Raw genomic sequence first — 11,899 nt, 5'->3', positions numbered from 1 at the left:
GTCCCCAGAGGCGCCGACGCCGAGTCGCACCGCGCCAACGCCCGCGCCCCCGAAGCCGGCGGCGCCCGCGAAACCCGCCGAGTCGCCGGCCGGGGCGCAGCAAGCCACACCCTCGAGGCAAGCGGAATCCGACGCCCGGCCGACCGAGAAGCCGGCGGGCACCCCGCGGGCCCAGGCCGCGTCCCCAAAGCCGAAGTCGCCCACCACCGCCTCACCCGCGAGGCCATCCCCAGGGCCATCCCCAGGGCCATCCCCAGCGCCAACCACCGGCCCGGTGGCCGAGCCCTCCTCAACCTCACCAGCGAAGCCGGCCGTGGGGTCGCCTGGCGAGCCGGTCTCGAAGCCCCGCCCCGCTGACTCTCCGAAGCCCGCGTCACCCGCCGCCGAGCGTTCGGAGAAGGCGTCTCCTGGCGAGTCGGTCTCCAAGACACGCCCTGCTGACTCTCCCAAGTCCGCGTCTGCCAGCGCTGGGCCGAGCACAGGATCCGCTGCCGAGCCCGCGAAGAAGCCGGTCGCCGAGTCGCGGGGCGACTCGGTCACGAGCAAAGCCTCCGAGCCCCAGCCCGCGAAGAAGCCGGACGCCGGGTCCCAGCGCGACCCGGTCACCGATCCATCCGCCGGGCACACCGGCGACTCCGGCTCACTCACCGACAAGGGACGCGTCGGCGAATCCTCCGAGACGCCGACGCCGAAGCCGGACGCCGAATCGCCGGACAAGTCGATCACCGGCGCGCGTCCGGCCTCGTCCGCTCCGCAGTCGCCGCAGTCGCCCGAGCCTGGCGCGCCTTCCGGCGGACAACGCACCGAGTCGGTGACCGAGCCACCGGAGACCTCGCCGGCCAAACCCGCCGCCGAGTCGCCTGACAAGCCAGGTCCCGGCGACCGTCCCGAGTCATCGGCCCCACCCTCGACAAAGCCGTCACCGGCGAAGCCGGCAACCGAGCAGCCCGCCAAGCCCTCGAAGGCACCGACCGAACCACCCGCCAAGCATCCGACCGGTCTCGACTCACCACGCGCCGAGCCGGCCACGGCCAAGCGAGACAAGTCATCCGAGCCGGGCAAGCCCGACACTCGCAAGGAAGCGGCCGAACGGAGTCCGGAACCGAAGACGCCCCCGGTCACCACGCCGCCGAGCCCGACCGAGGCGTCACGGCCCGACGGCCCGACCTACGAGCCGTCGGAGCGCTCCCTCTTCGAGCCCTACATCCCGCCCGGCCCCCCGCCCCCCGTCCCGCGGCTCCCCCGCGTGCGACGCTCCTGGTTCGACCGCCCGCCGGGCTCAACACAGGCCACATCGCCCGACGAGTCGACGGCGTCGCCCAAACCGGACGCGCCGACACCGCGCCCGCCAGCCTCACCGTCGCAGCCCGGCGCACGGACCGAACCAAGCGCGCCCGCCGAACGGCGTACCCCACCGACCGACTCATCGCGGGCGACCGAGGCACCGCCGACAACGCGACCAACCCAGCCCGCGCCAGCACCAGCGCCGCCGGGTGCAAGGCCGGCCCCGCCCGATGCCCCGGAGGCCCGGGTGGCGCCGCCGGACGCACCGGCCGATCGACCCACTCCGCCCGGCTCGCCTCGTCCCCAAGCACCGGAGACGCGCCCGCCGACCGGCCGACCGTCCGCGCAGGACGAGACCACACCCGAGCGGCGCACACCCGCTGACTCGCAAGCGGCGGAGCCGGCCACGCGGCGCACCCCGCCCGGTCAGCCGGACACCCCACGCGCACGAGTCGCGGAACCGACCGACCGGCGCACGCCACCGGGGGAGTCGACGCGCGCGTTGCCCGACTCGCCGGGTGGTCAGGACGTGCCCGCCCGCCCGGACTCACCCCAGGCGCGGGTCGCGGAACCGACCGACCGGCGGCAGGCGGAACCGCGTGGTCCGGTGGCCAAGCCCACCGACGGTCCCGACTCGGCACTCGGGACACCATCCCGGCCTGACGCACCACAAGCCGGGCAAGCGCCGACCGAGTCGCCTCGGGTGGCGCCGCCGGACGACCGACCGGACGCGCGTGGGCAGCAGGCGGGGACCGCGCCGGCCCGACCGGATTTGCCCAGGGCACCGCAGGCACCGACCGACTCGACGGCGGATGGCGGCACAGCGACTCGCCCGCGACCGGACGCGACGAGCCCGCCGGTGCGGCGGGCCACGCCGGCACGCCCCGATGCGCCAGAGCAGCCCCGCCCGGGCGACACGGCGTCGCCGGCCGACGGTGGCACCCCAACGCGGCCGGACTCACCTCCGACGGACGAAGGTCGCCGTCCCGGCCGGGCCACGCCGACCCACCCGGACTCTCCTCGCGGCCCGCAGGCCCCACCCGATCGCCGACCCGACCAGAGCCGGACCACGTCGCCCGCCGAGGGACGCACCTCGACGCGGCCACGACCCGACGCACCGCCGGCTGACGGCGGACCGCCGGCCCGGCCCGACGCGGCGGCTGCCGGTCAGGATTCGGCGGCGACTCGTGCGCGGCCTGGTTCGCCGTCGGATGGCGGTCGGCCTGTTTCGCCGGCTCGGCCCGGCTCGGCCCACGCCGGTCAGGACTCGACCGCTACCCGTCCGCGGCCCGACTCTCCCCGCGGCACCCCGACTCGGCCGGGCACTCCGCAAGCCCCGACTCCACCGGCCGAGGGCAGCACCTCGACGCGGCCACGACCTGAGGCGCCCCCGGCGAAGCGAGGTGCTCCGCCTCAGCCGGATTCGCGGCGTGCGTCGCCTGCTGATGGCGACATGTCGACGCGGTCTCGGCGTGATGCGCCGCCGGGTGAGCGGGGTGCTCCGCCCCGGCCGAATGCGCCGGGGAAGACTCCACCCGCCGATGGCAGCACCTCCACCCGCCCCCGGCCGGCCACGCCTCGGACCAGCCCGCCGGACTTGCCCACTCGGCGCCGACTCGAATCGCCGCGGAGCACACCGCCGGCCGATGGAGAGGCGCCGACCCGCACCCGGCCGGATTCGCCGCCGCGGCGTGCTGGCGAAACGACGAGCGCCCGGCCGGACTCGCCGGCTGACGGTCGTACGCCGACTCGCCGCTCGCCGGATCCGTCGAGCGCCGGCGACACGGCCACGCCAACGCGGCCGGACTCCCCGCGTGCGCCGCGCGATGGCGACACCTCGACCCGGCCCCGGCCGGACTCGCCGCCCGACAGTGACACCGCGCCCCGCAAGCGGCCGGACTCACCACCGGCTCCGCGCAGAGGTGACACGGCGACGCGTGTGCCGCCGGATTCGCCTGCCGGGCCTCGTGACGGGACCACGTCGACCCGCACGCGGCCGGACTCGCCGTCTGGTGTGGACACTGGGACTCACCAGCGGCCCGACTCACCGGCCGGGCCTCGTGATGGTGATACGGCGACTCGTGCGCGGCCGGACTCGCCGTCTGGTGTGGACACGGGGACTCGCCCGCGGCCGGATTCGCCACCCGCTCCGCGTGATGGACATACGACTCGCCGGCCGCCGGCTTCGCGGGATGGTGACACCGCGACACGTGCACGTCCGGATTCGCCGCGCGACGGTGACGCCCCGACTCGCACAGCGCCGGATTCGCCGGCCGGGCCTCGTGATGGGGACACGGCCACGCGTGCCCGGCCGGACTCGCCGCCCGTGCCACGTGATGGGGACACGGCGACGCGCCAGCGTCCGGATTCACCGCCCGTGCCACATGATGGTGATACGGCGACTCGTGCGCGCCCGGACTCGCCTTCGGCGCCTCGGGATGGTGATACGGCGACGCGTGCGCGGTCGGGTTCGCTTCCCGTTGGGGAGTCCGCGAAGTATGCGTGGCCGGATTCGCCGCCCGATGGCGATACCGCGACTCGCCAGTGGCCGGATTCGCCGCCCGATGGCGATACCGCGACTCGCGAGCGTCCGGATTCGTCGCCGGCTCCGCGTGATGGTGACACCGCGACTCGCGAGCGGCCGGACTCATCGCCGGTCCCGCGTGATGGTGACACCGCGACTCGCGAGCGGCCGGATTCGCCGCCGGTCCCGCGTGATGGTGACACCGCGACTCGCGAGCGGTCCGACTCGACCCGGTCGCCGGGCGACAGTGGCACCTCGACGCGCGAGCGGGCGGACTCGGCACCGCGGGACGGGGCGACCCACGCCTGGCCCGAGGCCCCCGAAGCCCCCGAGGAGGACGACAAGGACGTTCAGCCCCGGCGTACCGACAGCCGGCGTACCGACGACCGGCGTACCGACGACCGGCGTACCGACAGCCGGCGTACCGACAGCCCGTGGACGGACCCCGCCGACCGCGCGGAGCCCGACACGACCGACCGCGGGGATTCCGGCCGGTCCGACACGACCGACCGCCGGGGGTCCGGCCGCTCCGACACCGACCGCCGGGGGACCAGTCGGCCCGAGTCGGGTGGGCGGCATGCGGTGCGGCCGCCCACTGGGCGCACCCCGACCCACACCCGGCCCGACGCGCCGCCCGATCGTCGACCCGACGGCCGGCCGGACCGCGGGCCCGGCCCGCGCCAGGCGTCCCGACCGACGGACCTGCAGGGGCCGGCGGCACCGCCGAAGCCGGGACCACACCGGCCCGCACCGGGCGGGCCGCACGGCCGGGTCGAGCCGCGCACCCCACCGACCGGGTACTCCGGCGAGCCGACCCAGTTCCTCCGGCCCGGGCAGCCGCTCAACACGCAGAGCGAGGCGACCCAGTTTCTCAAGCCCCTGCGTACCTGGCCGACGGAAGGCGGGCGGCTCGACGAGCCCGTCGCCGAGCCCCGCGAAACCCGGGAGGTGCGGGAAGAGCGACGCGAGGAGCCGGCCGAAGCGCCGCGCCGGAAGCTGTTCCTCATCGCGGCCGTCGCCTTCGTGGCGGTGCTCGCGCTGGGGGCCGGGGTGGTCTTCGCCGTCCCGGGGCTGTCCGACCGGCTCGGCATCACGAGCGGCGGCGACGTCGCCGTGGCGCCGCCGGCACCGCCGGTCAACTTCAGTCCGGGCCTGCGGGCGCCCGGGGCCGACGCGCCCGCGCCCACCCCGGACGGCGTCCGCGCCGCGCTCGCCGGGCCCACCTCGGCCCCCGAGCTCGGCACGCTCACCGGCGTCGTCTTCGACCCCCTGGCGAACGAGACGCTCTGGGACAGCAACCCCACCACGCCACTGGTTCCGGCCTCCACCGGCAAGATCCTCACCGCCGCGTCCGCGCTGCTCAGCCTCGACCACACCGCGCAGCTCACCACCCGCGTCGTGGAGGGCGAGCAGCCCGGGGACGTGATCATCGTCGGTGGCGGTGATCCCACCATCTCCTCGCTCAAGCCCGGCGTCGAGTCCGTCTACCCCGGCGCGGCACACCTCACCGACCTGGCCAACCGGGTCGAGAAGAGCGGCGCCCAGGTCGACACCGTGCACGTCGACCTCGGCCGGTACGCGGGCGACAGTATGGCGCCCGGCTGGTCCAACGACGACATCGGCGCCGGCTACATCGCGCCGATGGTCCCCGCCATGCTCGACGGCGGCCGTGCCGACGCGACGGCGCAGAACGGCCCGCGCACGGCGAACCCGGCCCGCCAGCTCGCCGAGGAGTTCGCCACCCGCATCGGCGCCACGGTCGCGGACCAGGCGGAGGCGACCGCCAAGGAGAACGCGAAGGTCCTCGGCGAGGTCAAGTCCGCGCCGATGGTGGAGCTCGTCGACAACATGCTCCAGTCGTCGGACAACGTGCTCGCCGAGGCCGTCGCCCGCGAGGTCGCCAGGAAGGCGGGGGAGGAGGTGTCCTTCGCCGGCGCGAGCAAGGCGACCCTGGACATCCTGCGCGACAACGGCTTCGACCTCGACGGCGTGACCATGGCCGACGGCAGCGGGCTGTCCACTGAGGACCGTGTGCCCGCGCGGCTGTTCGCCGACATCCTCGCCGTGGCGGCCGGGCCGGACGGCAAGGATCCGCGCACCGCCAAGCTCCGGCCGCTCGTCGGCGGGCTCCCGGTCGCCGGCGGCACGGGCACGCTCGACGATCGCTTCGACGACGTCGGCGCGGACGGCCGCGGCTGGGTCCGGGCCAAGACCGGCACCCTGTCGGGCGTGAACTCGCTGGCCGGCGTGGTCCTCGACGCGGACAACCGGCTGCTCGTGTTCTCGCTGATGACGAACGGTGGAGGCGACACGAACACGGTCCGCGACAAGCTCGACGTCGTGGCGGCGACGCTGCGCGGGTGCGGCTGCCGCTAGCGCGCCCGGCTCGCCACGCCAGCTTCACGAATCGTCGGGTAGCGTCGATGACATGAGCGCGGCGGCCAGCTCTGCGGAGTCGACGGCGAACCGGACACCGGTCGACTGGGGCGTCGCCGTGTCCACGGCACAGACCCTCATGAAGCCGGGGCCGGCGGTGCCGAAGGAGGAGGCCGAGCGCACGGTCGAGCAGCTGCGCGAGGTCACCGGCCCCGCGGAGGCCCACGTCCGCGGGCTGACCGGGCTCGGTGAGGGCCTGCCGCTGCTGCCGGGCGACGTCGTCGACCGGCGTGGCTGGGTGTCCGCCGCGGCCGAGGGGCTCTCGACGCTCACCGAGGGCACGCTGCCCACCGGCTCGAACCGGACGGTCGGACCCGTGCTCGCCGGCAGCGCCGGGGTACAGGCCGGCATGGTGCTCGCCTACCTCGGCGGGCGCGTGCTCGGCCAGTACGACCCGTTCGGCAGCCCGGCCAACGGCACAGAAGACGGCGCAGACAACGGCACGGACAACGGCCCGGACAACGGCCCGGACAACGGCCCGGAGGACGCTACTGACACCGGCTCCGGCGAGCACCGTGGTCGGCTGCTGCTCGTCGCGCCCAACATCATTGCCGCGCAACGGGCCCTGGACGTGCCGGCCGAAGACTTCCGGATGTGGGTCTGCCTGCACGAGTGCACCCACCGCCTGCAGTTCACCGCGGTGCCGTGGTTGCGCGGCTACTTCGCCGGCGAGGTCCGCCGGTTCCTGTCCGGCCTCGACGAGACGGCGACGAACGCGTTCAGCCGGCTGCCCGACATGATCCGGGCGGCCCGCCGGCGCGCGGAGGGCGAGACCGGCAGCGGTGGGTCGATCGGGCTGATGGAGATCCTGCAGTCGCCCCAGCAGCGCGAGGTGTTCGACCGGCTCATCGCGCTGTCCACGCTGCTGGAGGGGCACGCGGACCACGTGATGGACGCGGTCGGCCCCGCGGTCGTGCCGAGCGTCGCGACCATCCGCGCCCGGTTCACCGCACGGCGCCGCGGCGGCGGCCTGCTCGACCGGATCCTGCGCGCCGTGCTGGGCGTGGACGCCAAGGTCAAGCAGTACGCCGTCGGCGCCGCGTTCACCCGGCACGTCGTGGACGCGGTCGGCATGGACGGCTTCAACGCGGTGTGGACCTCGCCGGAGACGATCCCGCTGCGTGCGGAGATGAGCGACCCGGCGGCCTGGGTGCGCCGTGTCCACGGCCGTGCCGGGTAGTCGAGCGATAAGCGAGGTGCGCCGGGCGGTCCGGACGCTCCTCGACGAGGTATCGCTCCACTCGGGACAGCTGGCGGTCGCCGTGTCCGGTGGTGCCGACTCCCTCGCGCTCGCCGCGGCCACGGCGCAGCTCGCCGATCGCCCGGCCCATCGACGCCGGCTCACGCTGCACGGCCTGATCGTCGACCACCGGCTGCAGCCCGGCTCGGCCGACGTCGCCGAGCGGGCCGCGAAGCAGCTGCACGGTTTGGGGTTCGCCCACGTCCGCGTGCTCGAGGTGGACGTCCGCGGGCCGGGTGGCCCGGAGGCCGCGGCACGCCGGGCCCGCTACGCCGCGCTGCGCGGCGCCCGGCCCGCCGAGGACTCGCTCGTGCTGCTCGGCCACACCCGCGACGACCAGGCGGAGACCGTGCTGCTCGGGCTGGGCCGCGGTTCGGGGCCGCGGTCGATCGCGGGAATGCGCCGGCTCGACCCGCCGTGGGCGCGCCCGCTGCTCGACGTGCCGCGCTCGGTGACCGCCGAGGCGTGCGCGGACCTCGGGCTCGACGTCTGGCAGGACCCGCACAACGCCGACCCGGGCTTCGCGCGGGTGCGCCTGCGGCGGGAGGTGCTGCCGCTGCTGGAGGACGTGCTGCGGGGCGGGGTCGCGGCCGCGCTCGCGCGCACCGCCACGCAGCTGCGGGAGGACTCCGACGCGCTCGACGTCATCGCGGAACGGGTGCTCGTCCGGGCCCGGCGATGCCCGGAAGGACGCCTTCCGGACGCTGGGTGTCCGGAAGGCGTCCTTCCGGGCACCGAGCTGGAGGTCGGCGAGCTCGCCGCCGAGCCGCCGGCACTGCGCCGCCGCGTGCTGCGCCGGTGGCTGCTCGAGGCCGGCGTCGCCGAGCTCACCGACGGGCATCTGCGGTCCGCCGACGCACTGATCGGTGAGTGGCGTGGTCAGGGCGGTGTGTGGTTACCGGGCGGCTTGGAGGTGAGCCGGGTGCGTGGCAGGCTCACGGTGTCCGGGCGAGTGTCCGGCTGAGTGTCTAGAGGGGACCGTGTGTACGACGACGACATCGCCTCCGTGCTGATCACCGAGCAGCAGATCAGTGAGAAGATTCGCGAACTCGCCAAGCAGGTCTCCGACGGCTATCCGGAGCGCGGGGACCGGGACGACCTGGTGCTCGTGGCGGTGCTCAAGGGCGCGGTCATGTTCATGACCGACCTGTCGCGGGCCCTGACCGTGCCCGTGCAGATGGAGTTCATGGCGGTGACCTCGTACGGCTCCGCGACGTCGTCGTCGGGCGTGGTGCGGATCCTCAAGGACCTCGACCGGGACATCGCCGGCCGGAACGTGTTGATCGTCGAGGACATCATCGACTCCGGCCTCACGCTGTCCTGGCTGCTGAAGAACCTGGAGTCGCGCAACCCCGCCTCGCTCGAGGTGTGCACGCTGCTGCGCAAGCCGGACGCGGTGAAGGTCGAGGTGCCGGTGCGCTATGTGGGGTTCGAGATCCCGAACGAGTTCGTCGTCGGTTACGGTTTGGACTACGCCGAGCGATACCGGGACCTGCCCTACATCGGCACACTCGACCCGAAGGTGTACTCGTCTTGACCGCATTCCTCACCCCGGTGACGCTGGACTTCCTGTGGGAGTCGCTGGACGCGGGCGAGCCGCCGTACCCGCTGGCGGTGACCTCGCACGGCTTCACGGAGGACGAGCGCGACGCGCTGCGCCAGCAGGTGTACGGCGAGCTGCGCGAGCAGGACCTGCTCGACAGCCGGGTCGGGGACTGGCTGTCGCTGCTGGCCCGCGCGGAGCTGAGCGTCGACTCCGTGTTCCAGGCGTCGCCCGAGCCCCCGGTCTCCGCGCTCGCCGTCGCCGCCGGCTCGCGGGCGGTACTGGCCACGCAGACCGCGGAAGGCCTGTGGCTGCGCCCGATCGACGCCGTCTCCCTGGCATCGTCCATCGTGGACCTGCTGCCCGACGCGCCCCGCGGCACCGAGCCGTCGATCAGCGTGGCGGCCGAGGACCTGCCACACGGGCGCACCGACGCGGACCGGCAGGTCCTGGCCCGCTTCGCCGCGCAGCGCAACCACCGCGCCGGCCAGCTGGCGGTCAACGCGCGCGGCCCGATGGGCGGCCGCTCCCGTTCGCCGGTGCTGTCGTGGTTCGACACCGACACCGGCCGGTACCTGACCTACGCGAAACGCGGTTCGGATGGTCACGAGTGGATCACCATCGCCCCCGCGGACGCGCCGACGCTGCGGCACCGTCTCAGCGAGCTCATCACCGCGGTCGCCCGCTGAGGTTCGTAGTGGTCGCTGGTCGCTCGTTGTGCTGATTCGGGATTCGGACTGTCGGAGGGGTGCGCTAACCTTCGAAACAGGTTGTGCGCCACGCCTGGGGTGGCGCCTCCGCTGACGTTAGGGGGCATCGGTGTTCGAGGCGATCGGCAGCGCCGTCGGCGCGTTCAGCAACGCGGCGGCGAGCGGCCAGGTGTCCATCGAGGAGGCGGCCGCCGAGGACGCGCTCACGCGCATCGGCAACGTCAAGGACGAGCTGACGACCTTGTTGCGGCAGTCCGGCCAGGGCGGCGGCGACGTGGAGCTCGGTGCCAATCCCGTGGGCGCGGCGATGGCGCGGAAGTCTATGAACCGCTACGACGGCGACGACTCGTTCATGGCGGCGCTCGCGTTGTTGCTGGACCAGACCGAGAAGGCCGAGCGCGCGCTGCGGCGGTGCATCGACAACTACGTCGACGTCGACACCGGCCACGCGGCCGACTACGGGCGCCAGGCGTGAGGCGATTGGCGCTGTCGGTGGGCTGCGCCGCCGCTGTCACGGTGCTGGCCGGCTGCGGCATGTCGACCGCGGGCGAGGCGGTGGTGACGGATCCGTCCACGGATGCGTCCACTGTGGACGCCACGACGACGAGCGCCGCTCCCGACTACTCGCTGGCCCGGCTGTGCGAGCTGCTCAGCCCCGACGAGGCGCGGCGGATGGGCGGCTCGCCCGAGGGCGAGGAGGGCAACAGCATTCGCGACGGGCACGAGCAGTGCACGTGGGCCGACGAGACGTCGTTGATCGTCGGCGTGCAGCCGGGCGCGCGTGCCGGCGACGGCAACACCGGGCCCGGCATCGTGAACACACCGATCACCATCGACGGCCTGCCCGCCGTCCAGTCACTGGAGAAGGAGCCGGTCGTCACCTGTCAGGTGCTGGCCGACCTGCCGGGCGGCAACCTGCTCGGCACCAGCGCCGGAACCCTCACCCGCGGTGAGGGCAAGTACGACGCGTGCACCCTGGCCAAGCAGATGGCCGAGATCATCGTGCCGAGAGTCAAGGACCAGTAGGGGGAAACCCATGGCGCCCAACGAACGCAGCCACGGACAGAGCCACGAACACGGCCAGTACGACACGCAGGACTACGCGGGCGACCAGGCCGCGCAGGTGCAACAGGTGATGCCGTACCTGCCCTTCGGGAACCAGGTCGACCGGGCCGATCTCCAGCGGTCGATCACCGGGACCCAGGCCGCGGAGCTCGCGCCCGAGGTGCGCATGGGCGACGACCGCGCCATCGGGGACACGCCGAACTGGGAGGGCTTCGACAGCGAGCAGCTCTACACCTTCGCCACCCAACGCAACAGTCCGTCGACCGCCGACGCCCTGGGGCGTGCCTTCAACACCGGCGGCAACAGCCTCGCCCACGCCGCCAACGGGCTGCTCGACGCGGTCACCCGGCTCGACGGGGCATGGAGCGGTGTCGCCGCCGACTCCGCGCGGGGCGCGCTCGCCCCGCTCGCGAAGGCGGCGGGCCAGGCGGGGCAGACCGCCCAGATGATGGGCGTGCAGATGGCACGCCAGTCGGTCGCCGCCACCGAGGTACGCAAACTGCCGCCGGCGCAGAAGTTCGACCAGCAGCAGTCGCTCAACGCGATGCTCGCGGGCGGCCCGGCCGCCATGCAGGCGGACCTCAAGGCACAGCGGGACGCCGCGGAGGCGGTCAAGCGCGAGCAGATCTCCTACCTCAACGCCTACACGAAGGCGATGAGCGCGGTCGACGCGCACACGCCCAGCTTCGTGCCGCCGCCCGCGGGCAAGATCAACCCGGGTGCCGGCGGCGACGCCAAGATCACCAGCTCGCCGGTCCCGTACTCGGATCGCCCGGGCGGCTTCGAACAGGGCACGTCCACGGGCGCACCGTCGGGTGGCTTCGTCGGGGTCAGCCCGGGAGCCGGCGCCGGGGCCGGCTTCGCCGAGGACGGTTCCGACGCCGGCGGCTTCGCGCTCCCGGGCAGCCTGCCGGGCACGGGCGCGGCCGGATTCAACCCCGGCGGCACCGCGCCCGGCCCGGTCACGACCGCACCCGTCGGCGGAGCCGCGCCCTCCGCCGGCGCTGGTGGGTTCGGCGGCGCGTTCGGCAACTTCGGTGGGGCCGCGGGGGCCGCGGGCGGTGCGGCCGCGGGCGGCGCGGCCGCCGGCACCGGGC

Annotated in this window: 8 protein-coding genes and 1 pseudogene; 8 read left to right on the top strand and 1 reads right to left on the bottom strand. The window is 74.4% G+C overall.

Annotated features, from left to right (window positions below):
- Positions 1 to 843: pseudogene (locus ACRDTB_RS34605) on the bottom strand (hypothetical protein); the annotation flags it as partial.
- A gap of 3,547 nt (positions 844 to 4,390) precedes the next feature.
- Here ACRDTB_RS34605 and dacB point away from each other — a divergent pair.
- The 8 genes from dacB to ACRDTB_RS34565 form a co-directional block, all read left to right on the top strand.
- Positions 4,391 to 6,184, top strand: a complete 1,794-nt coding sequence (dacB, locus tag ACRDTB_RS34600; RefSeq protein WP_431436452.1) for a D-alanyl-D-alanine carboxypeptidase/D-alanyl-D-alanine endopeptidase — start codon at positions 4,391 to 4,393, stop codon at positions 6,182 to 6,184.
- Between the two features lie 52 nt (positions 6,185 to 6,236).
- Entirely contained in the window at positions 6,237 to 7,424 is a 1,188-nt protein-coding gene (locus tag ACRDTB_RS34595) for a zinc-dependent metalloprotease (RefSeq protein WP_431436451.1), read from the top strand.
- Positions 7,402 to 8,448, top strand: a complete 1,047-nt coding sequence (gene tilS, locus ACRDTB_RS34590; RefSeq protein WP_431436449.1) for a tRNA lysidine(34) synthetase TilS — start codon at positions 7,402 to 7,404, stop codon at positions 8,446 to 8,448. Before ACRDTB_RS34595 ends, tilS begins: the two co-directional genes overlap by 23 nt.
- Positions 8,449 to 8,466: 18 nt before the next feature.
- Complete coding sequence (hpt, locus tag ACRDTB_RS34585; protein WP_431436448.1) at positions 8,467 to 9,021, top strand: hypoxanthine phosphoribosyltransferase; 555 nt, start codon at positions 8,467 to 8,469, stop codon at positions 9,019 to 9,021.
- Entirely contained in the window at positions 9,018 to 9,716 is a 699-nt protein-coding gene (locus ACRDTB_RS34580) for an ESX secretion-associated protein EspG (protein ID WP_431436447.1), read from the top strand. The genes hpt and ACRDTB_RS34580 overlap by 4 nt, the downstream gene beginning before the upstream one ends.
- 130 nt (positions 9,717 to 9,846) lie before the next feature.
- Positions 9,847 to 10,212, top strand: a complete 366-nt coding sequence (locus tag ACRDTB_RS34575) for a hypothetical protein (protein ID WP_431436446.1) — start codon at positions 9,847 to 9,849, stop codon at positions 10,210 to 10,212.
- The gene (locus ACRDTB_RS34570) at positions 10,209 to 10,763 is read left to right on the top strand and encodes a DUF3558 domain-containing protein (RefSeq protein ID WP_431436445.1); all 555 of its coding nucleotides are present in this window, start codon (positions 10,209 to 10,211) and stop codon (positions 10,761 to 10,763) included. Before ACRDTB_RS34575 ends, ACRDTB_RS34570 begins: the two co-directional genes overlap by 4 nt.
- Before the next feature lie 10 nt (positions 10,764 to 10,773).
- The coding region (locus tag ACRDTB_RS34565) for a hypothetical protein (RefSeq protein WP_431436444.1) at positions 10,774 to 11,899 on the top strand (1,126 nt) is incomplete at its 3' end.

The organism is Actinophytocola sp. (genome assembly GCF_050699935.1).
Lineage (GTDB): Bacteria > Actinomycetota > Actinomycetes > Mycobacteriales > Pseudonocardiaceae > Actinophytocola.
Note: the sequence above shows the minus strand (reverse complement) of the source record. Positions and strands in the feature narration are given on the sequence as shown.